Source organism: Cytobacillus stercorigallinarum (genome assembly GCF_014836495.1).
Taxonomy (GTDB): domain Bacteria; phylum Bacillota; class Bacilli; order Bacillales; family Cytobacillaceae; genus Cytobacillus; species Cytobacillus stercorigallinarum.
Genome location: NZ_JACSQT010000001.1, coordinates 332,111 through 353,346 on the forward strand (window position 1 = coordinate 332,111; position 21,236 = coordinate 353,346).

Here is a 21,236-nt window from a genome sequence, read left to right on the forward strand (position 1 = left end):
GTGAGTTAGTATGGCCATGCAAGTTCTCGTCAATTTATTCATCGCTGCATTATGGATGTTTTTACAGGATGAATGGAGTTTTTTATCTTTTTTTAGTGGTTATTTAGTAGGGATATTTATTCTCTTTTTAATAAGAAGGTTTTTTGATGATAACTTTTATATCATTACTTTTGTGAACATTCTTAGCCTGTTACTAGTGTTTATTCATGAATTATTTACATCTAGTATGGAGGTTGTTAAACAGGTTATTAAACCAAAGTTGGATATTAGTCCTGGCATTTTTACAATTGAAACAGAATTAGAAGGTGAGATCGAATTGGCATTACTTTCTTTTCTACTTTGCTTAACACCAGGTTCGGTTGTAGTTGAGGTTTCAAATGACAACAAGACCTTCTATGTTCATGGACTAGACATCCCAACTTCGAGTGAATCGCTATTGAAGTCAAAGGTTCGATTCGAAAAGTCGATTAAGAGGGTGACAGGAAGATGATTGAGAGTTTATTAATAGTTGCATTATGTTTCCTTGTCCTATCTATTTTAGCAGCTGTATATCGTCTTATTAAAGGTCCGTCTATTCCGGATCGCGTGCAGGCGCTTGATAATATAGGAGTAAATATTATTGCGGCGATTGCGATTATTTCTATATTCATGCGGACAAGTGCGTTCTTTTCAGTCATGTTATTACTAGGGATTTTATCGTTTATTGGTACGATAGCCTTTGCACGTTTCCTAGAGAGGGGGAAAGTCATTGAATCTGACCGTAACGAGTGAGTTAGGAGCAGGAATACTCATTATAATTGGGACATTGTTTAGTTTTCTTAGTGCGATTGGGATTTTACGATTACCAGATGTATATACAAGATCCCATGCAGCGTCAAAGAGTTCGACGATTGGTGTATTATTTACGCTTATAGGTACTTTAATCTTTTTTCTTATTCATGAAGGTGTTTTTAGTATTCGGTTAATATTAGTCATATTCTTTGTTTTTTTAACCGCACCTGTATCAGCGCATCTTATCTCACGCTCCGCTTATCGCTCAAAAGTTCCGATGGCTGATGTCACTGTTCAAGATGAGTTAAAGAAAGTATTGGTAGGGAAAGATCGGGAAGCAGACCAGTCTGAATGACTGGTTTTTTCTTTTATAATTATCTTTTAAAGCTGCAGTTCATTTGCATTGGTCATTTCACTATTTTCATGAGTGAACAGGCAAAAATATTGATAGTTGTCGAGTAAATAGATATCCTTTTTTCTTCAAGACAATTTTGTAGTATAATGGTGGGAGGTATGTAAGAGAGGGAGAGAATGAATTTTGTTTGAATATATTATTGGTCGTGTTGACTTCATCGGGCCAGAATACATTGTAGTAGATAATAATGGAATTGGTTACCAAGTGATTACACCCAATCCATTTAGGTATACGACCGATCAAGAAGTAAAAATTTATACATATCATCATGTCAGAGAAGATATTGAGTCGCTATATGGTTTTACATCACGACAGGAAAAAGCTTTGTTTATGAAATTGCTCAATGTTACTGGTATTGGTCCTAAAGGTGCACTTGCCGTTCTTGCTACAGGTCAGCCAGAAGCGGTTGTCCATGCGATTGAGCATGAAGATGAGGCGTTTCTTGTGAAATTCCCTGGTGTAGGCAAAAAAACGGCTAGGCAGATGATTCTTGATTTAAAAGGAAAATTAGTGGATATTGTGCCAGACTTGTTACCGAACTTATTTACAGAAGAGAAACAAATAAAGAGTGATCGAAACCATGAATTAGATGAAGCTCTTCTGGCGTTAAAGGCGCTCGGCTATTCTGATAAAGAATTAAAGAAAATAACGAAAGATTTAAGTGCTGAAACATTAACTACCGATCAGTATATTAAATTGGCCTTGCAAAAGCTGCTTAAGTAAGAAAGAAGGCAAGGCATGGAAGGATGGTTAACAAATGGATGAGCGTATTATATCAGGAGAAGCGGATCATCAAGATACCTCATTTGAATATAGCTTACGTCCACAAACCTTAGCACAGTATATCGGCCAAGATCAGGTGAAGGAGAATTTGCGCATATTCATCAAAGCAGCGAAAATGCGGAATGAAACATTGGATCATGTTCTTCTTTACGGACCACCAGGCCTTGGAAAAACGACTTTAGCATCTATTATTAGTAATGAGATGGGCGTTAATATTCGGACAACAGCAGGGCCAGCCATTGAACGGCCTGGTGATTTAGCGGCTGTCTTGACTTCACTTGAGCCTGGTGATGTATTATTTATAGATGAGATTCATCGTTTGCCTAGGGCAATAGAAGAAGTATTATACCCGGCAATGGAGGATTTTTGTCTAGATATCGTGATCGGAAAAGGCCCAAGTGCTCGCTCCGTCAGGCTGGATCTTCCTCCTTTTACTTTAGTTGGTGCTACAACGAGAGCTGGCTCATTATCTGCACCTTTAAGGGATAGGTTTGGGGTTATGAGTAGGCTGGAATATTATAATGAGGGGCAACTGAAGGAAATCGTTGTACGAACGGCAGCTATACTCGATACAGAAATAGACAGAGAGGCTGCAGATGAGATTGCTCGTCGCTCAAGAGGAACGCCTCGTATTGCGAACCGTTTGCTTCGTAGAGTTAGGGATTATGCTCAAGTACGAGGGGATGGTGCAGTAAACCAACAGTTTGCAAATGAGGCATTAGAGATGTTACAGGTCGATCGATTAGGATTAGATCATATTGATCATAAGTTACTGAGGGGCATGATTGAGCGCTTTCGCGGTGGCCCAGTAGGATTAGAGACGATTGCTGCAACCATTGGAGAAGAAGCACATACGATAGAAGATGTGTACGAGCCCTATTTATTACAAATTGGTTTCTTACAAAGGACACCAAGGGGCCGGGTTGTGACACAGCTTGTTTATGAACACTTTCAAATGGAGGTGCCATCCAATTGCCAAAATGGTTCATGATTATTGGTGGTGTTCTATTTGTTATTGGCTTTCTTATGCATTTTTTCAATTTAGGGAAGCTCCCTGGAGATATCGTATTTAGAAAAGGGAATACAACCGTTTATTTCCCAATTGTAACGTCAATTATTATTAGTGTGATCCTTTCCTTAATTGTCTATTTTGTTGGGAAATCACGTTAAATTATTCAAAAGTTGGAGACGAGACAAAATGAAAGTAGATTTATTTGATTTTAATTTACCAGAAGAATTAATTGCGCAAACACCGCTTAAAGATCGAACAAGTAGCCGATTAATGGTATTAGATAAGGAGACGGGAGCGGTCCGTCATGACGTGTTTAAGCATATTGTCGAATACTTACAGCCAGGTGATGCCCTCGTATTGAATGATACAAGAGTATTACCAGCACGACTTTTTGGAATGAAAGAAGAAACGGGAGCAAAATTAGAAGTGCTGCTGTTAAAACAGCTTGAAGATGATCAATGGGAAACACTTGTAAAGCCAGCCAAACGAGTGAAAGTAGGCACGGAAATTATCTTTGGCGATGGTCAACTGAGAGCAGTATGTGTTGAAGAGAGTGACCACGGAGGTCGTATTCTCAAGTTCAAATATGAAGGGATTTTTTATGAGGTATTGGAGCAATTAGGTGAAATGCCTTTGCCACCTTATATTAAAGAACAACTAGAGGATAGAGATCGCTATCAAACAGTCTATGCACGGGAGAATGGCTCTGCAGCAGCTCCTACAGCTGGTTTGCATTTTACTGAAGAACTATTAGAAAAAATAAAAGCGCGTGGGATTGAGGTTCTTTTCATTACCCTTCATGTAGGTTTAGGTACGTTCAGACCAGTAAATGTAGATGACATCGATCACCATGAAATGCACGCAGAGTTCTATCAAATGACAAAAGAAACAGCTCAAACGTTAAACCAAATTCGGGAAACAGGTAATAAAATCATCAGTGTTGGTACAACTTCAACAAGAACACTTGAAACAATTGCTACTGCTTTTAATGGACGTTTTGAAGAGTCAAGTGGTTGGACTGATATCTTTATCTTTCCTGGATATGAATTTAAGGCGATTGATGGCATGATCACGAATTTCCACTTGCCAAAATCAACGTTGATTATGCTTATTAGTGCATTGGCTGGACGTGAGCATGTGCTTGAAGCATATAAACAAGCAGTGGAAGAAAGATATCGTTTCTTTAGTTTTGGAGATGCAATGTTTATTAAATAAAAGAGTTTGATATGGAAAAGGAGTTAAGTCATGACAGCTATACGTTATGAATTGATAAAAACATGTAAACAAACAGGCGCGAGACTTGGACGTGTTCACACACCTCACGGCTCATTTGAAACACCTGTTTTCATGCCAGTAGGTACACTAGCAACGGTGAAAACAATGTCACCTGAAGATCTAGTGAATATGGGAGCGGGAATAATTTTAAGTAATACTTATCATCTATGGTTACGACCTGGACATGAGTTGGTGAAGGAAGCGGGAGGCTTACATCAATTCATGAATTGGGATCGCGCTATTTTAACTGATTCCGGTGGATTCCAAGTATTTAGTCTAAGTGATTTTAGAAAGATTGAAGAAGAGGGTGTCCATTTCCGTAATCATATGAATGGGGATAAACTATTCCTTTCACCTGAAAAGGCAATGCAAATACAAAACGCACTGGGCTCGGATATTATGATGGCATTCGATGAATGTCCACCTTTCCCAGCAACACATGAATATATGAAAAAATCTGTTGAAAGAACATCTAGGTGGGCCGAAAGATGTTTAGAAGCACATGAACGACCAAACGACCAAGGTTTATTTGGGATTGTTCAAGGTGGCGAATATAGTGATTTACGTGCTCAAAGTGCGAAAGACCTTGTTTCACTTGATTTTCCTGGCTATGCAATTGGTGGGTTATCAGTTGGGGAGCCAAAGGATATAATGAATAGAGTGTTGGAAGAAACAACACCATTGCTACCTAATCATAAGCCACGTTATTTAATGGGTGTCGGTTCACCGGATTCCTTAATTGATGGTGCGATTCGTGGGGTAGATATGTTTGATTGTGTATTACCAACGAGGATTGCAAGAAATGGCACATTGATGACGAGTGAAGGAAGATTAGTTGTAAAAAATGCGAAGTATGCACGTGACTTTGGTCCTCTTGATGAGAATTGCGATTGCTATACTTGCCGAAATTATAGTCGTGCCTATATAAGACACTTAATAAAATGTGACGAAACTTTCGGAATAAGGCTTACAACTTATCATAACCTATATTTTCTGTTAAAATTAATGGAAAAGGTCAGAGAGGCAATCAGAGAGGATCGTCTAGGTGACTTTAGAGAAGAATTTTTCGAGAAATATGGCTTTAATAAGCCGAACGCGAAAAACTTCTAATACTTGAAAGGAGGGGAAAAGAGAATATGGATATTTTAGCTACTATTGGACCGTTAGTCATTATGTTTGTGCTGTTTTATTTCCTTTTAATCAGACCACAACAAAAACGTCAAAAAGCGGTTAATCAAATGCAGAATAGTCTGAAAAAAGGCGATAAAGTAGTTACAATCGGTGGTTTGCATGGCTTTGTAGATGCAATCGATGAGGACAAAGTCGTTATCAAGTGTGGCGATGGAAGCCGTCTTACATACGACCGTCAAGCGATTCGTGAAGTAACTGAATCAGCGGCAGGTACCGTTTAAGAATGAAAAAGCTGTTTGAAGTAGATCTCCTACTTTAAACAGCTTTTTTCATTTACATGATGTCTATTTTGTTGACTTTGAATTCATGTTTACACCTAAAATCCCACCCATCATAGCAATGAGAATATAGCAAATAAAGTATACGATTTGTTGAGGGTTAAATAGTTTATCAAAACCGAGATATTGGAATGAAAAAATAATAATTGTATAAATCGCACCAGTTATCCCGCCGAGCATCCATCCCCTTTGTTTACCTTTTCCACCTGAAATGAAACCTCCGGTAAAAAGAGCAATAAAAGAAATGGCTGTCATGACATATTGAACAGAAGACTCTTGTAAGGAAGTAAACCTTAATATAAGAGCGAAAATAAAACTACTAACAATTGCCAATGTGAAAATGGCTATTAGGCCATGTAAAACGGAAGTCCCTAATGCCTTCGATTCTTCGATTGGAAACCTCCCCTTTCTCTTTTGATAAAATTCCTTTGTACAAGCATATTCTTCGTATGGAAAAATAGAAGCAAAATCAAAAAAATATTTCTTACTCAATTTGATTAAATTGAGAAGTCCTGTACAAGCTAATCTTATAAAGAGGTGGCTATGTTGGAAGAATATTTGATTGTGATATTTCGCACGGTCTTATTGTATGTGTTAATGACTATTATCTATCGCATCATGGGGAAAAGGGAAATTGGTGAGCTTAGTATACTTGATTTAGTCATTTCAGTAATGATTGCCGAATTGGCTGTTGTTGCAATTGAGAAAAGTGACGAGAAATTATTTAGGAATATTCTTCCTATGCTTATTCTGATGGTTGTACAGATTATCTCCGCCTATTGGTCCTTAAAAAGTAAGAAAATGAGGGATTTTGTTGATGGAAAACCAGTTATTTTAATTAATAAAGGGAAAATTGATGAGAAAGCAATGAAAAAGCTACGTTACAATTTAGACGATCTCCTTATGCAACTACGTGAAAAAGATATTGCACTTATATCTGATGTTGAGTATGCAATACTAGAGGTATCCGGTAGCCTGTCTGTGATTGAAAAGAGCAATCAGTCATCACAAGCGGACCTTACACCATCATTTACCCTTCCTCTCGTCATGGATGGGAGAATAAATAGTGAAAACTTAACACTAATCAATAAGAATGAGGAATGGTTGAAGAAACAATTAAAGGAAAAAGGGGTTTATGATATTTCAAGGGTGTCGTTATGTAGTTTTGAAAATAATACATTTTATATTGATTTAATTGATGAGAAATCAGGTGAAAAACTGAGTGAGTAGATCTAGTCACTCAGTTTTTTTATGAAGGCTATTTAAACGTAAATTTTGCTAAAAACGGACCGACTCCTGGAAGGCCTTGTACATCACCTTTTCTAATGAGCTTTGTGAAAATCATGATGAATAGATATATGAAACTCATAACGATTCCCCCACATAGGATAGTAGGTACGCTGGTGAAATTTAGGAACTTAATGGTCATATATCCGATATAACCGGTAAGGAACATTGCGCCAAATGTGATGAAGTATTCCCGCATATGAATGGTATAAGAAATCGCTTTTAACAAAGTGGCGAAATGTAGGAGAGTGACTAATACAAAGCCAACAATTAATCCGAGCGCTACTCCTGTAATACCAAAGGCAGGCTGGCTTCCAAGAATAAAGATAACGGCAATTTTAGCAACCGCACCAATCAGGCTATTCATCATGGCAGCACGTGCTAAATCAAGGGCTTGTAGAGCTGATTGCAGTGGCTGTTGGAAATAATAGAATAGGAATAGAGGCGCCATTAATTTTAAGAATTCGGTGCCTGTTGTCGAACCATACATTACAGTCATCAATGGTTCTGCCAGAATATAGATAACTACAACTGAAAGACCACCTGTTATTAAAGATATTCTTAATGCTTGTTGCAGACGATACTCAATTAAATGGAAGTTATTCACTGCTTTGGCTTCGCTAATAGCAGGTACGAGTGAAGTGGAGAGCGCTATATTAATAAATGACGGTAGCATTAACAAGGGAAGCGCAAAACCGGTTAAGGCACCATACCCTTCTGTCGCGGCGATTGTAGAAACACCAGCTATAGCAAGACTATAAGTGACAACAATTGGCTCTAAAAACCAAGCGACAGAACCAATCATCCTACTGCCTGTCGTTGGTAATGCTACTTCCATGAGTTGTTTAAAGGTATCCTTGCCCTTGCGGATATGTTGGAAAAATTGTTTTCGTAACTTAAACTTCTTTTTTAACTTAAACGATGCGAGTAAATAAATGAGTGAAGCTAATTCACCAATAACGGCTGCAAGCATAGCTCCAGCTGCCGCATATTCAATTCCATATGGCAAAAATGCTTTAGTTAGTGCAGCAATTAATGTGATTCTTACGACTTGTTCAATAAGTTGTGAATAAGCTGCCGGCTTCATATTTTGTTTACCTTGGAAGTATCCACGTATGACAGATGAAACAGCAATAATTGGCACAACAGGTGCAATAGCTAATAATGGATATAGCGTCCTGTTATCAGTTAATAAATGCTCGGATAAATATGGTGTTAATAAAATTAAAGCTGGAGTAAAAAGAATCGATAAGGATAATGTGGTAGCTAATGAAACAATGAGAATTTTTTTTGTTTTTCCTGTATCTCCTCTTGCTTCCGCTTCCGCCACATTTTTTGAAATTGCCACGGGTAAACCAAGCTGAGTAATGGTTACGATTAGAATAAATGTAGGAAAAGCCATCATATAAAGACCGACACCTTCAGCTCCAATGAACCTTGCGATGACAATCCGATTAATAAACCCGAGTACTCTTGTTACAAGTCCAGCAAATAAGAGAATAATCGTTCCTTGAATAAATTTCGACATTGTACACCCTGCCTTCTCAAATGAAAGGTATTCATATACAATTAATCTATATGCAAGAAGATGGACAAAGCATGACAAGCTTTCATAATTAAAGTGAGTGATATTTAAAAAAAGGGAGAGTTGAAGTTGACAATGCATGCCTATGATATTTTTTTCGAAGAGGTCGAACCTGCACTTGATGTAAAAATCGATGAGTTTCGCTTTCTTGGATACGAACATGTGACAAGAACGCAATTATGGGAATACTTAAAGAAGAAAAAGTGGAAAACCCCTCATTCAACGATACGATTATTTGAAATTGTGGAAGATGTTTTAGGGATAAAAGTCGGAGAATTTATTAACTATACAACTGTAGAAGCTTATATGGACACAGAATTTTCTCTGGAAAATGTTGAGGAAATGAAGGAATTACTAAAATAGAACGAGTGCTTTGCCAATCTACATAGTAATCTAGTCATAAACGTTTCTCTAAACAGGTACGTTGATAAAATTGACAGTCCCTTCCTCTTGTTTCATAATAATAATATTGCATTGAGAAAGGTTTTCTTTAAACGGTTATAATCATATTTACTTCGTTTGTTTTGTTAGAAAAGTCACGTTTAAAGCTCAACATTTGGGCTCGTTTGGAAAGTGAGGAGGAAATATACATAATGGTGAAGCGTAGCAGAATTCTATCATTTTTTCTAATCATTATTTTATTTGCAAGTATGATGGGATTCACTTCGAAAGATATTTTAGGAGATGTAAAGCTTGGTCTTGATTTGCAAGGTGGATTTGAAGTGTTATATGAGGTGTCACCTGCAAAAGATGGCCAAGAAATAGACCAAGCTGCAATGGCTGCAACAGCACAGTCCCTAGATCGCCGGATTAATGTCCTTGGTGTAAGTGAACCCAATATACAAATTGAAGGGGATAACCGCATTAGGGTGCAGCTGGCTGGAGTTACAGATCAAGAGCAAGCTAGGGAAATGCTTTCAACTGAGGCCAATCTAACGTTTAGAGACGTGGATGACAATGTGTTGATGGATGGGAGTGACCTTGTTGAAGGGGGAGCATCACAAACCTTCGATGAAAATGGCCGTCCGAGCGTTTCAATTAAGTTAAAGAGTGCGGATAAGTTTAGAGAAGTTACTCAAGAAATTATTAACAAACCAGCAGGAGAGAATCTACTGGTCATTTGGTTAGATTTTGAAGAAGGAGATTCATTCGCTGAAGAAGTGACAAAAGAAGATCCAAAATACTTATCAGCTCCACAAGTGAGCCAAGTATTCAATCAAGATTCGGTTTCAATTGTAGGTAACTTTACTTTAGAAGAAGCAAAAACTTTATCTGATTTATTATCGGCCGGTTCATTACCAGTTAACTTGGATGAAGTCTACTCTACTTCTGTTGGTGCACAATTTGGTGAGTCAGCATTAGATAAAACCATTATAGGTGGAATAATAGGTATTGCTGCGATTTTCATCTTTATGATCGCTTATTACCGACTTCCTGGAGTCATTGCAGTCATCACTTTATCTATTTACTTATATTTGACATTAGTCGTATTTAATATGATGAATGCGGTACTAACATTACCTGGTGTGGCAGCATTAATTCTTGGTGTTGGTATGGCAGTTGATGCAAATATTATTACCTATGAAAGAATAAAAGATGAAATACGAGTTGGTCGTTCAATTAAAGCTGCATTTAAAGCAGGAAGTAAAAACTCTTTATCAACTATTTTTGATGCCAATTTAACGACCTTATTAGCAGCAGGCGTACTGTTTATTTATGGGACAAGTTCCGTAAAAGGTTTTGCAACGACTTTAATTTTAAGTATATTGATGAGTTTTATTACAGCAGTATACGGTGCGAGATTATTACTCGGGTTATGTGTAAATAGTAACCTGTTTAAAAACATGCCTGGCATGTTCGGTGTTCATAAGAAAGATATACATCAACTAAATGAAAACTTAGATACAGTAGATTTAACAACAAAATTTGACCGCTTTGACTTCGTTAAGCATCGGAAAAAATATTATGGTTTTTCTGGCATAATGATCGTCCTTGGAATGATTGTGCTCTTTATATTCGGCTTAAACTTGAGCATTGACTTTTCACAAGGAACAAGAATTGAGCAAATGTCTAATGAGCCGTTAACAGAAGACGGTTATCAAGCATCTTTAGCTAAAATAGGCATCGAAACGGACGACATCGTTATTTCCGGAAACAATAATGAAATTGGTGTTGCTCGCATCAAAGACGAGGTATTCAATAAAGAACAAATTGCTGAGTATCAGTCACAATTAGAAGATGAATATGGAAGTATTCCTAATATTAGTACTGTTACCCCAACAGTAGGAAAAGAAATAGCGATGAATGCAATAAAAGCATTAGCCATTGCGGCCATAGGAATTATTCTGTATGTCACCATTCGTTTTGAATGGAGGATGGCTTTAGCCGCAGTACTAGCTTTATTGCATGACGCATTCTTTATTGTTGTTATATTTAGTGTGACAAGGCTAGAGGCGGATCTTACATTTATAGCGGCTGTCTTAACCATTGTTGGTTATTCGATCAATGATACAATCGTTACATTTGACCGCATACGTGAGAATATGGTTAGGAAGAAGAAAATTAAAACCTTTGATGAGCTCGCGCATATAGCTAATCAAAGTTTACGGCAAACGCTGGGTCGATCAATTAATACCATTATTACAGTCGTCCTAGCTGTTCTTGGCCTGTTGATCTTTGGTAGTGAAGCGATACGTAACTTTAATATTGCCTTACTAATAGGATTAATTGCCGGTACTTATTCATCAATCTTCCTAGCGACACAAATGTGGCTATCATGGAAAGGGAAGCAACTGAAAAAGCATGGCGTATTAATCACATACAAAGAAAAGAAACAGAAAACAGACGAACCACAAGTTTAAAAAGATAAGAAAGCATCTGCATAAAATTTGCAGATGCTTTTTTGTCACGAGTTTATTTAGAATGAGGAATTAGTTAAAGTAGAAGCCATCTCTAGTTATAGTTATGATTTTAGCTATTATGGAAATAATAGGTAGATGAATGATTAAGAGGGGGATTTAATAAATGCTTGTGGAGAAAGAAGTAAGGTTTAAACGGGCTGAGAATGCAGCAATTTTAGGGATGGGGGCAAATATTGCCCTAGCTATTTTCAAATGGGTAATTGGTGTTCATTCTGGTAGTAAAGCTTTAATAGCTGATGCGATACATTCAGCTTCTGATGTAGCAGGTTCACTCGCTGTTTATATCGGCTTAATTGCAGCTAAAAGGCCACCTGACGAGGACCATCCATATGGACACGGAAAAGCTGAATTGATTGCTGCTATTATTGTTGCTGTATTTCTATTCTTTGTTGGTATTGAGATTTTCATTTCATCCTTTCAATCATTATTCCAACCAGTTGATGCCCCGAAGGTATATGCGATTATTGCTGTGATTGTTTCCATCCTAGTAAAGGAGGGAATGTTTAGATATAAGTTTAAACTGGGAAAAGAATTAAATAGTGAGGCACTTATTGTAAACGCTTATGAACATCGGTCGGATGTTTATTCGTCATTAGCTGCATTAATCGGTATAGGTAGTGCGATTATTGGAGGAAAGTTAGGGCTCAATTGGCTAGAATATGCGGACCCTGTCATCGGTTTAGTTGTAGCATTTATGATTCTCCATATGGCTTTTCAACTAGGGAAGGAAGCCATTCATAATACAATGGATCATGTGTTAAGCCCTGAGGCATCAAGTTATCTATTTTCTGCTGTAGACAAAGTGGAAGGAATTAAACGAATAGAAGAGTTGCATGCAAGAGAGCATGGGCATTACTTAATTATTGATTTGAAAATAGCTGTAGACTCATCTCTCACAGTAGAAGATGGGCATATTATTGTAAAAAAAGCAAAAGAAAAACTAATGGCTTTTCATCAAGTGCAAAACGTTTTTATTCAAATGATTCCTTATGAAAATAAATAGGAGGGGAATAAATGAAAAACCAATGGATTATATTGCTCAGTATTGTTTTTACATTAATTGTCGCTATTTTTGCTGTTATTAACGTTGATTCAGTTACGGTTAATTATCTATTTGGAGAAAGCAGTTGGCCACTGATTCTTGTTATTTTAAGTTCCGTTTTAATGGGAGGGCTGATTGTCAGTTCGGTAGGTTTGGTAAAGATTTTTAATTTACAGAGAGAAGTAAAGTCGTTGAAAAAGCAGATAGTAGCGCTTAAAGGAAAGGAGGGGCACAAAGAAGCTGATAAAACCCATCAAGTGAAAAGTGACATTCATCATACTGAACAATTAAAGGTAAGCAACAAAGAATAATTGAAACGTTTACGTCGCTCTAGTATAATGTAAAAGTTGAGGGGTGAACGTATGTTACATTCTAAAACGCGTTGGAATGTTCGTCAATCAGATGAAGCCTCTGTAGAGGAACTTATAAACGGATTAAATATTTCATCTGCTTTGGCTACATTACTTGTTAATCGCGGCTTTAATACCGTCGAATCAGCACGGTATTTTTTATTTGATGAAAAAAAAGAATTTCACGATCCTTTCTTATTAAAAGATATGGATTTGGCTGTTTCACGTATACAACGAGCGATTAAAAATAACGAATCGATTATGATTTTTGGAGACTATGATGCCGATGGTGTTACGAGTACGACTGTCATGATGAGAACTTTGACTTCACTAGGAGCAGATGTGCAATTTTACATACCTAACCGCTTTACGGAAGGTTATGGACCAAATGTTCCCGCATTTCAATATGCTAGTGATATCGGTGTTTCGTTAATTATTACTGTTGATACAGGAATTGCTGCTATCGAACCTGCGCAAGCGGCTAAAGAAATGGGAATCGATTTAATTATAACGGATCATCATGAACCAGGCCCTATCTTACCAGAATGTCTGGCAATCATTCATCCGAAACTTCCTGATAGTCGTTATCCTTTCAAAGAGCTTGCTGGAGTGGGTGTAGCATTTAAACTTGCTCACGCTCTATTAGGTAATGTGCCAAATGATCTGTTAGAGTTTGTGGCAATTGGTACAGTTGCAGACCTTGTTTCATTGACAGATGAAAATCGCTTAATTGTGAAAAAAGGTCTTAAAAAGCTGCAATCTACACAAAATCTTGGTATCCGCTCATTAATATCGTTAGCCAATGTCAAATTAGCTGAGATGTCAGAAGAGACCATTGGCTTTACGATTGCACCACGATTAAATGCAGTAGGGAGACTAGATTCTGCGGATCCTGCAGTGGAATTGTTATTAACTGAAGATGCACTTGAGGCGGAGGCATTAGCTGAAGAAATCGACCAAAAGAATAAAGAGCGACAATCAATTGTTCATACAATGGCTGAAGAAGCGATTCAACAAGTGGAGGCGGAATATCCAATTGAGGACAACCCGGTCATCGTAGTTGGTAGAGAAGGTTGGAATCCCGGAGTTGTTGGAATCGTAGCTTCGAGGCTAGTAGAGAAATACTACCGACCTGTTATATGTTTAAGTTTCGATTCACAACAAGGATTAGCTAAAGGATCTGCGAGGAGTATAGCCGGGTTTGATCTGTTTCATAATCTTTCGCAATCTCGCGATATCCTTCCTCATTTTGGAGGGCATCCAATGGCTGCAGGAATGACTTTAAAACTTGAGGATGTTGATACACTTCGTCAAAGGTTAATCCAGCTTGCTAAAGAACAGTTAAACAAAGAAGACTTTATACCGATGACTAATTTAGATACTGAATTAAGAGTAGCTGATGTTAATTTAGACATGATTGCAGAAATACAACAATTGGCACCATTCGGTATCGATAATCCTAAGCCGAAAGTATTGTTAAAAGAGGCGAATGTCAGTCTCTTAAAGCGAATTGGGGCAAATAAAACACATCTGAAGATCACTTTAGAGGATAATGATGTGACATTGGATGGTATTGGATTTGGATTTGGAGAATACGCAGAGCAAATTTCTATGGATGCTAGTCTTGCTATTGTAGGGGAACTTTCTATTAACGAATGGAATAATATAAAGAAACCACAAGTTTTTATCCAAGATATACGCATACAAGAATGGCAATTATTTGATATTAGAGGAGCCAAGCGCTTAGACACCATCGTCACACATGTCCATCATGAAACCTCTGAGTGGATTGTATTTAATAAGGAAAATTATGATAAATTTTTACCTTATAGTCCGAATGTGTCGTTGATTCTGTCTGATGAAGAGGCAGAAAATATCATATTAGATGGTAAGCATGTGATTTTTTGTGATTTACCACCACAAAAGGAAAGAATAGAGGCTATTTTGCGTGGGAAAAGTCCAGAAAGAATTTATTGTCATTTCTACCAAACAAATGATATATTCTCTGTGGCGACGCCAAACCGTGACCATTTTAAATGGTACTATGCGCTCATTGCTAAGAGAGGGCCTTTTAACCTTGAAACAAGAAAAGCAGAGGTAGCTAAATTTAAAGGCTGGCAAGTTTCTTATATTGATTTTATGACTGAAGTGTTTTTTGAACTAGAATTTGTTAAAATAGATAATGGGATGATTTCTCTTAGCGATGCAAAACAAAAGAGAGATTTATCGGAATCACAGGCTTTTTGCATAAAGCAACAACAAGTACAGTTAGAAAATGAATTGCTTTATTCAAAAGCAGGTCAATTAAAGGAATGGTTTGATGGGCTGCTTCAGAATGCCTATGTGAATTGAGGAGGCAAAGGAAAGAAAATGGATTTAAAACAATATATTACTATAGTAGAGGATTGGCCAAAACCCGGTATCACATTTAAAGATATTACGACATTAATGGATAATGGTGATGCTTATAGATACGCAACAGACCAAATTGTTACTTATGCTAAAGAAAAACAGATTGATCTTGTTGTTGGGCCAGAAGCGCGTGGGTTTATTATTGGATGTCCAGTAGCTTATTCTTTAGGAGTAGGATTTGCACCTGTTCGTAAAGAAGGTAAACTACCTAGAGAAACGGTAAAAGTAGATTATGGTCTGGAATATGGTAAAGATGTCTTAACTATCCATAAAGATGCGATTAAGCCTGGTCAACGCGTATTGATCACGGATGATCTTCTAGCTACAGGTGGAACAATTGAGGCAACAATAAAGTTAGTAGAAGAACTAGGTGGAGTTGTTGCAGGTATTGCCTTCTTAATCGAGTTAAGCTATTTAGATGGAAAAGAGAAATTAAAGGATTATGATGTTTTAACTTTAATGACTTATTAATAGTTCTAGAGAGCACTATATGTGTTCTCTTTTTTATATTGATAGATATTTTTAGGATAATTAGGGATAAATTGGGATTAAATATGAGTGATTTCGACAAATTCTACGTTTTTTTGTAAAAAAAAAACGCTATCCCTTTACATCTATGTTATTTTTTTCGATAATAGTAGCAATCGTTTCTTTTTTCTTAATGGTTATATTTATTGACTGATAAGGAAAAGAAGAAATTACATGGTTGGGTATTAAAAATAATTTGGGATAAAGGTGATTCCATGGCGAACGATCAGGTGTTGACCGCCGAACAAGTCATCGATAGGACAAGAGAATATTTGAATGAAGAGCATGCCCAGTTCGTCAAAAGAGCTTACGAATTTGCTAAGTCTGCTCATAGTGAACAATACCGTAAATCAGGTGAACCGTACATTATTCACCCCATTCAAGTAGCGGGGATTTTAGCGGACCTGGAAATGGATCCAGCTACGGTAGCAGCTGGTTTTCTTCACGATGTTGTTGAGGATACTGAATCCACATTAGAGGATATCGCAGAACATTTTAGTGAAGAAGTAGCTATGCTTGTAGACGGTGTAACGAAACTGGGAAAGATTAAATATAAATCAAAAGAAGAGCAGCAAGCAGAAAATCATCGTAAAATGTTTGTTGCCATGGCTCAAGATATAAGAGTGATTTTAATTAAGCTTGCAGATAGACTTCATAATATGCGAACGTTAAAACACTTACCTGCTGAGAAGCAAAGAAGAATCTCGAATGAAACTTTAGAGATTTTTGCTCCTCTTGCTCATAGACTAGGGATTTCTAAAATTAAGTGGGAATTAGAAGATACAGCTTTAAGATACTTGAATCCGCAGCAATATTACCGAATTGTTAACTTGATGAAGAAGAAGAGAGCAGAGAGAGAACAATATTTAGTAGATGTTATTGCGATGATGAGAGATCGGCTGGACGATGTAACGATTGAACCTGAGATTTCCGGTAGGGCAAAACATATTTACAGTATCTATCGAAAAATGGCTCTACAAAACAAACAATTCAATGAAATTTATGACTTACTAGCCGTAAGGATTGTGGTCAATAGCATAAAGGATTGTTATGCTGTTCTTGGTATTATCCACACACATTGGAAACCCATGCCAGGCAGATTTAAAGATTATATTGCGATGCCTAAGCAAAATATGTATCAATCATTGCATACAACCGTTATTGGTCCTAAAGGAGATCCGTTAGAGGTGCAAATACGTACCTTTGATATGCATAGAATAGCAGAATTTGGTATCGCTGCACATTGGGCTTATAAAGAAGGAACAAAGGTTGATGAAAATTCTTCTTTTGAAGATAAATTAAAATGGTTTAGAGAGATATTGGATTTCCAAGATGATTCGGTTGGTGCCGAGGAGTTTATGGAATCGCTTAAGATGGACCTGTTTTCTGATATGGTCTATGTTTTTACGCCTAAAGGAGATGTCATTGAACTACCATCAGGTTCGGTGCCAATAGATTTTGCCTATAGAATTCATTCAGAAATAGGTAATAAAACGATTGGTGCGAAAGTAAACGGTAAAATGGTCACACTTGATTATAAGTTGCAAACAGGGGATATCGTTGAGATATTAACTTCTAAGCATTCATACGGACCAAGTCAAGACTGGCTCAAGTTAGCTCAATCTTCACAGGCGAAAAATAAGATTAGACAATTCTTCAAAAAACAAAGGAAAGAAGAAAACGTTGAAAAAGGCCGCGAATTAATCGAAAAAGAAATTCGTAATATGGATTTTGAAGTAAAAGAGATTATGACCGCGGAAAATCTAAATCGTGTGTCGGAAAAATATAATTTCCCATCTGAAGAAGATCTGTATGCTTCTGTTGGTTACAATGGCATTACGGCATTGCAAGTAGCCAATCGTCTAACTGAAAAGTTAAGAAAGCAAAGAGACCTTGAAGGTAAAAAAGATATTTCCAATGCTGTGAGCGAATTGAAACAGCTTCCTCAAGCGAAAAAACGTGAATCAGGTGTGCGCGTATCGGGTATTGATAACTTGCTTATCAGGTTATCACGTTGCTGTAATCCGGTACCAGGTGATGAGATTGTCGGATTTATTACGAAGGGTAGAGGTGTCTCTGTCCATCGGGCGGACTGTACGAATATAAATACAGATGATGCGAAAGCAAGGCTTATACCTGTTGAGTGGGAAACTGCTTTAAATGATCAGAAAGAATATAATGTAGAAATAGAAATTACTGGCTATGATCGACGTGGATTATTGAATGAAGTGCTTCAGGCAGTTAATGAAGCGAAAACAAATATATCTGCAGTGACGGGTCGTTCGGATAAAAATAAAGCCGCTTCAATCAATATGTCGATTTCTATTCATAATGTAAACCATCTACAAAAAGTGGTAGAGCGTATTAAGCAGATACCTGATGTTTATGCCGTTCGTCGAATTATGAATTAAAGGGAGTGGCAAGAGTTTTGAAAATTGTTGTTCAGAGAAGTAAAGCAGCCAAAGTGACTGTTGGTGAAAAAATAACCGGACGCATTACGCATGGCTTTGTTTTGCTTGTTGGAATTACGCATGAGGATACGTTTGAAGATGCTGCATATTTAGCTGATAAAATTGTTCATCTTCGAGTGTTCGATGATGAAGAAGGTAAAATGAATCGTTCATTACTTGATATACAAGGTGAAATTCTTTCTGTATCCCAATTCACACTATACGGTGACTGCCGAAAAGGGAGGCGCCCGAATTTTATGAATGCTGCTCGCCCTGAGAAAGCCTTAGACATCTATCTTCGCTTTAATGAATTGCTTAAGGAAAAAGGTGTCCATGTGGAAACAGGTGAGTTTGGTGCAATGATGGATGTATCGCTCACGAATGATGGTCCCGTTACCCTCATTTTAGAAAGTAAATAGAAAATAAAACCCAACCTGAACAAATCTTAATTATGTGATTTGTTTAGGTTATTTTTTTGGTCTAGTAACTGTGAATGGTTTATTGTACATCTAGGGGGAAAGCAACAAAGATCGCAAGAACATTACACTCTCCCTATCTTTTTGTTAGTGGACTAAGAAGCACTCGATATATGCTAGTGCAATAAATATAAAAAACACCTGCCTCAAAGGAAAAAAGGCAGGTGGATAATCTTTATTGAAAATGTGTACGTAATCCTTGGAAGATGCCTGATGAAACAGCTTCTTGGTATTGTTCAGAGGTTACTTTTATTTCCTCTGTTGCGTTACTTAAATAACCTAGCTCAAGTAATATGGCTTTGCTGTTATTTTCTCGTATAACATAATAATCACCATGTCTATACCCTCTATCATTCAAGTCGATCTTGGACATGATCCCTTGATGGACATCAGCGGCAAATTGTTGTTGATAATCGTGATAATAATAGGTAGTCATGCCGCTTACACTTCGATCGTTTATGCTATCATAATGAATACTGATGAATGCATCCGCATTATTCATTTGAGAAACACCTACCCGTGATTGGAGAGGAACATATGTATCTTGTTGTCTTGTTAATATTACAGTAGATCCTGCTGCCCTTAATTTCGCAGCTAATTTTTCTGCGGTGCGAATCGTAACAGTTTTTTCTTGAGTACCTGCTGCGCCAGTTGTACCATTATCTCTTCCTCCATGGCCGGGGTCTAAGACAATTACTTTGTTCTTTAATCCTGGAGTAGAAGAAGATTGGTTAGTCGTTTTAGCCTGTTTGCCATTAGAAACAATCCAACCAGCAATAAAACCTGTTTGTCCATCACTTAATTTAATTTCATACCAATCTTTTTCAGTCCCCACAACTTCAAATGTATCTCCTTGATTCGCTCTTGCTACAATGTTGGCATTCGTATGAGTGCTTTGGCGAATATTGGAGCCGTTGTGTAGAATCGTTACATTTTTTACAGAAGAAGACGACTTTGATTCCGATGAGGAACTCTGCTCTTTGTTCACATACCAGCTAGCAACCCATCCGTTTGTCCCATTTGGAAGTTCAATATTCATCCAGTTATTTTCTTCTTTTAAAATATGAAAATTGTCACCTTGAGAAACGGATCCGATAATGTTCCCGTTTAATGACGGTTTTTCTCTTACATTTAACGAACTAGCGGTAATCGTCCCATTATCATTCGTTTCTTGTTGTTTTTCTTGCTTTTCTTGCTTTTTGCCTGCTTGGATATATTGACTACTTATCCATGCGTTTTGCCCTTGAAATGTGATTTCAGTCCAAGTATTTTCTTGTGATAAAATATCTACGGTTGTACCTGAATTTAATTTACCAATTACTTCACTGTTTGTATCAGGACTAGTACGAACGTTGAGAGAATTACCAGTAATGACCCCTTGTTTAATCACCGTTTTCTTTTCTTCATTAGATGAAGAGCTTGTTTCTTGGGTGGGACCATTCACTTGAACAAAATCTTTGTGTACCCATACATTTCCGTACTCAGTCGTAATTTTTAACCAATCTTGGTCAGTGGAGACAACTTTGTATTCTTTTCCTTTTGACACGACACCAACGACACGATGATCAGTTGAAGGACCACCTCTTACTCTTAGACCATCCGCATTGATGGAAACCGTTTGTCCACCACCGCTTTTTACTTGTTTTTCTTTTTCTTGCGTATTTTCTGTTTCTAGTACAACGAGCCAATTGGCGACCCACCCTTTTTGACCAGATTCAAAATCAATCTGATACCAATCACCTTCTTGGTTAAGGATTGTGTAAGTCTCGTCTCTTGCCGCCATTCCTAGACTTGCATAACTTAATCCTGGGCCTGTGCGAACATTAAGACTATCTGTACCAATTCGAAGCTTTTGACCTGCTGATTCAGCTCCTGCCTCTTTCATAGGTAATAGAAGAGCCATCACTAGAATCATACAAATGGTTATCCAAAGATGTTTTTTGCCTTGCAACCACGTTCCTCCTTCCTGTTTGCCATTTATCAAGATAAGCAAATATTTCTTCTCTCGTCAAGATAAATGAAGTTATATATACTTTCTTTTTTATGTGGCCGTTTCCCTTCTAATATCGGTTTATCATCCTGTTTTGTAAACAAGTTGTAACGTAATAGCCACTTCAAACCATTCGGGAAAAAAGAAATTTTTTTGTCTATTTCTTTATTGTTTTTATAAATATCATTCGATTTGCCCATACTAACATGAGTAAAAGACTATATGGTAAAAGGATGATTGTCTGTGAGATATAGTGAAAAAGGAATGAATGTGCAAAGCGGTGAGAACCAATTATTTGGTGTGGACTTTCATGATTTTATTCAAGCTGAGGGAAATGCCACGATGGTTGAACTTGCGAGTGATTTCGGAATTTCTTTACAAGATGTGAGAAAACTGAAAAAGAAAATCTCTAGAACGTAAATCGCTATCAATTCTAGAGAGAGACTTGACATCTTGTACAATGGTTATTA

At 37.3% G+C, this 21,236-nt stretch carries 22 protein-coding genes; 19 read left to right on the forward strand and 3 right to left on the reverse strand.

The annotated features are described in order from the left end of the window. Nucleotides 1-10: 10 nt before the first annotated feature. The 9 genes from H9655_RS01595 (at nucleotide 11) to yajC (ending at nucleotide 5,668) form a co-directional block, all read left to right on the forward strand. Nucleotides 11-490: a Na+/H+ antiporter subunit E gene (locus tag H9655_RS01595; RefSeq protein WP_191810257.1), complete on the forward strand. Its 480-nt coding sequence runs from the start codon at nucleotides 11-13 to the stop codon at nucleotides 488-490. Beyond that, complete coding sequence (locus H9655_RS01600; RefSeq protein ID WP_191810259.1) at nucleotides 487-771, forward strand: Na(+)/H(+) antiporter subunit F1; 285 nt, start codon at nucleotides 487-489, stop codon at nucleotides 769-771. Before H9655_RS01595 ends, H9655_RS01600 begins: the two co-directional genes overlap by 4 nt. Further along, complete coding sequence (gene mnhG / locus H9655_RS01605) at nucleotides 749-1,126, forward strand: monovalent cation/H(+) antiporter subunit G (protein WP_404826063.1); 378 nt, start codon at nucleotides 749-751, stop codon at nucleotides 1,124-1,126. The genes H9655_RS01600 and mnhG overlap by 23 nt, the downstream gene beginning before the upstream one ends. A 183-nt stretch (nucleotides 1,127-1,309) precedes the next feature. Further along, entirely contained in the window at nucleotides 1,310-1,909 is a 600-nt protein-coding gene (gene ruvA / locus H9655_RS01610) for a Holliday junction branch migration protein RuvA (RefSeq protein WP_191810261.1), read from the forward strand. 34 nt (nucleotides 1,910-1,943) lie between these two features. Further along, entirely contained in the window at nucleotides 1,944-2,960 is a 1,017-nt protein-coding gene (gene ruvB, locus H9655_RS01615) for a Holliday junction branch migration DNA helicase RuvB (protein ID WP_191810264.1), read from the forward strand. After that, complete coding sequence (locus H9655_RS01620) at nucleotides 2,957-3,139, forward strand: DUF2905 domain-containing protein (protein ID WP_191811326.1); 183 nt, start codon at nucleotides 2,957-2,959, stop codon at nucleotides 3,137-3,139. Before ruvB ends, H9655_RS01620 begins: the two co-directional genes overlap by 4 nt. A 28-nt stretch (nucleotides 3,140-3,167) precedes the next feature. Further along, nucleotides 3,168-4,196: a tRNA preQ1(34) S-adenosylmethionine ribosyltransferase-isomerase QueA gene (gene queA / locus H9655_RS01625; RefSeq protein WP_191810266.1), complete on the forward strand. Its 1,029-nt coding sequence runs from the start codon at nucleotides 3,168-3,170 to the stop codon at nucleotides 4,194-4,196. 30 nt (nucleotides 4,197-4,226) lie between these two features. Then, nucleotides 4,227-5,366, forward strand: coding sequence for a tRNA guanosine(34) transglycosylase Tgt (gene tgt, locus H9655_RS01630; protein ID WP_191810268.1), 1,140 nt, complete (start codon nucleotides 4,227-4,229; stop codon nucleotides 5,364-5,366). Between the two features lie 26 nt (nucleotides 5,367-5,392). After that, nucleotides 5,393-5,668 (forward strand): preprotein translocase subunit YajC, encoded by a 276-nt coding sequence (gene yajC / locus H9655_RS01635; RefSeq protein WP_191810270.1) that lies wholly within the window; start codon nucleotides 5,393-5,395, stop codon nucleotides 5,666-5,668. 63 nt (nucleotides 5,669-5,731) lie between these two features. Here yajC and H9655_RS01640 read toward each other — a convergent pair whose 3' ends face one another. After that, nucleotides 5,732-6,217, reverse strand: coding sequence for a TIGR04086 family membrane protein (locus H9655_RS01640; RefSeq protein WP_318245433.1), 486 nt, complete (start codon nucleotides 6,215-6,217; stop codon nucleotides 5,732-5,734). 54 nt (nucleotides 6,218-6,271) lie between these two features. Between H9655_RS01640 and H9655_RS01645 the strand changes: the two genes are divergently transcribed. After that, on the forward strand, nucleotides 6,272-6,955 hold the full coding sequence (locus H9655_RS01645; RefSeq protein WP_191810272.1) for a DUF421 domain-containing protein: 684 nt from the start codon (nucleotides 6,272-6,274) through the stop codon (nucleotides 6,953-6,955). 28 nt (nucleotides 6,956-6,983) lie between these two features. Here H9655_RS01645 and spoVB read toward each other — a convergent pair whose 3' ends face one another. After that, nucleotides 6,984-8,540, reverse strand: a complete 1,557-nt coding sequence (spoVB, locus tag H9655_RS01650; protein WP_191810274.1) for a stage V sporulation protein B — start codon at nucleotides 8,538-8,540, stop codon at nucleotides 6,984-6,986. Between the two features lie 132 nt (nucleotides 8,541-8,672). On the opposite strand from spoVB, the gene H9655_RS01655 reads away from it, so the two are divergent. The 8 genes from H9655_RS01655 (at nucleotide 8,673) to dtd (ending at nucleotide 18,719) form a co-directional block, all read left to right on the forward strand. After that, nucleotides 8,673-8,960 carry a post-transcriptional regulator gene (locus tag H9655_RS01655; protein WP_225230417.1) on the forward strand — a complete coding sequence of 96 codons (288 nt, stop codon included), beginning with the start codon at nucleotides 8,673-8,675 and terminating at the stop codon, nucleotides 8,958-8,960. A gap of 230 nt (nucleotides 8,961-9,190) precedes the next feature. Next, nucleotides 9,191-11,458 carry a protein translocase subunit SecDF gene (gene secDF, locus H9655_RS01660; protein WP_191810278.1) on the forward strand — a complete coding sequence of 756 codons (2,268 nt, stop codon included), beginning with the start codon at nucleotides 9,191-9,193 and terminating at the stop codon, nucleotides 11,456-11,458. 163 nt (nucleotides 11,459-11,621) lie between these two features. Continuing rightward, nucleotides 11,622-12,521, forward strand: a complete 900-nt coding sequence (locus H9655_RS01665) for a cation diffusion facilitator family transporter (protein ID WP_191810280.1) — start codon at nucleotides 11,622-11,624, stop codon at nucleotides 12,519-12,521. A gap of 11 nt (nucleotides 12,522-12,532) precedes the next feature. Then, nucleotides 12,533-12,871, forward strand: coding sequence for a LapA family protein (locus tag H9655_RS01670; RefSeq protein ID WP_191810282.1), 339 nt, complete (start codon nucleotides 12,533-12,535; stop codon nucleotides 12,869-12,871). A 51-nt stretch (nucleotides 12,872-12,922) separates the two neighbouring features. After that, nucleotides 12,923-15,262, forward strand: a complete 2,340-nt coding sequence (gene recJ, locus H9655_RS01675) for a single-stranded-DNA-specific exonuclease RecJ (protein WP_191810284.1) — start codon at nucleotides 12,923-12,925, stop codon at nucleotides 15,260-15,262. 18 nt (nucleotides 15,263-15,280) lie between these two features. Continuing rightward, on the forward strand, nucleotides 15,281-15,793 hold the full coding sequence (locus tag H9655_RS01680) for an adenine phosphoribosyltransferase (RefSeq protein ID WP_095372443.1): 513 nt from the start codon (nucleotides 15,281-15,283) through the stop codon (nucleotides 15,791-15,793). 272 nt (nucleotides 15,794-16,065) lie between these two features. Beyond that, complete coding sequence (locus tag H9655_RS01685) at nucleotides 16,066-18,261, forward strand: RelA/SpoT family protein (RefSeq protein WP_191811329.1); 2,196 nt, start codon at nucleotides 16,066-16,068, stop codon at nucleotides 18,259-18,261. Nucleotides 18,262-18,278: 17 nt separating this feature from the next. Next, nucleotides 18,279-18,719 (forward strand): D-aminoacyl-tRNA deacylase, encoded by a 441-nt coding sequence (dtd, locus tag H9655_RS01690; RefSeq protein ID WP_191810286.1) that lies wholly within the window; start codon nucleotides 18,279-18,281, stop codon nucleotides 18,717-18,719. A gap of 232 nt (nucleotides 18,720-18,951) precedes the next feature. Here dtd and H9655_RS01695 read toward each other — a convergent pair whose 3' ends face one another. Continuing rightward, on the reverse strand, nucleotides 18,952-20,727 hold the full coding sequence (locus H9655_RS01695) for an SH3 domain-containing protein (RefSeq protein ID WP_191810288.1): 1,776 nt from the start codon (nucleotides 20,725-20,727) through the stop codon (nucleotides 18,952-18,954). A 282-nt stretch (nucleotides 20,728-21,009) separates the two neighbouring features. On the opposite strand from H9655_RS01695, the gene H9655_RS01700 reads away from it, so the two are divergent. Beyond that, entirely contained in the window at nucleotides 21,010-21,186 is a 177-nt protein-coding gene (locus tag H9655_RS01700; protein ID WP_191810290.1) for a hypothetical protein, read from the forward strand. The last annotated feature ends 50 nt before the right edge of the window (nucleotides 21,187-21,236 follow it).

Coding starts and splice junctions, on each gene's coding strand:
- spoVB (WP_191810274.1), bottom strand. CDS start 8,540: ATGTCGAAATTTATTCAAGGAACGATTATTCTCTTATTTGCTGGACTT.
- tgt (WP_191810268.1), top strand. CDS start 4,227: ATGACAGCTATACGTTATGAATTGATAAAAACATGTAAACAAACAGGC.
- H9655_RS01665 (WP_191810280.1), top strand. CDS start 11,622: ATGCTTGTGGAGAAAGAAGTAAGGTTTAAACGGGCTGAGAATGCAGCA.
- H9655_RS01620 (WP_191811326.1), top strand. CDS start 2,957: ATGATTATTGGTGGTGTTCTATTTGTTATTGGCTTTCTTATGCATTTT.
- H9655_RS01680 (WP_095372443.1), top strand. CDS start 15,281: ATGGATTTAAAACAATATATTACTATAGTAGAGGATTGGCCAAAACCC.
- H9655_RS01655 (WP_225230417.1), top strand. CDS start 8,673: ATGCATGCCTATGATATTTTTTTCGAAGAGGTCGAACCTGCACTTGAT.
- H9655_RS01670 (WP_191810282.1), top strand. CDS start 12,533: ATGAAAAACCAATGGATTATATTGCTCAGTATTGTTTTTACATTAATT.
- queA (WP_191810266.1), top strand. CDS start 3,168: ATGAAAGTAGATTTATTTGATTTTAATTTACCAGAAGAATTAATTGCG.
- yajC (WP_191810270.1), top strand. CDS start 5,393: ATGGATATTTTAGCTACTATTGGACCGTTAGTCATTATGTTTGTGCTG.
- secDF (WP_191810278.1), top strand. CDS start 9,191: ATGGTGAAGCGTAGCAGAATTCTATCATTTTTTCTAATCATTATTTTA.
- recJ (WP_191810284.1), top strand. CDS start 12,923: ATGTTACATTCTAAAACGCGTTGGAATGTTCGTCAATCAGATGAAGCC.
- H9655_RS01600 (WP_191810259.1), top strand. CDS start 487: ATGATTGAGAGTTTATTAATAGTTGCATTATGTTTCCTTGTCCTATCT.
- H9655_RS01685 (WP_191811329.1), top strand. CDS start 16,066: ATGGCGAACGATCAGGTGTTGACCGCCGAACAAGTCATCGATAGGACA.
- ruvB (WP_191810264.1), top strand. CDS start 1,944: ATGGATGAGCGTATTATATCAGGAGAAGCGGATCATCAAGATACCTCA.
- H9655_RS01595 (WP_191810257.1), top strand. CDS start 11: ATGGCCATGCAAGTTCTCGTCAATTTATTCATCGCTGCATTATGGATG.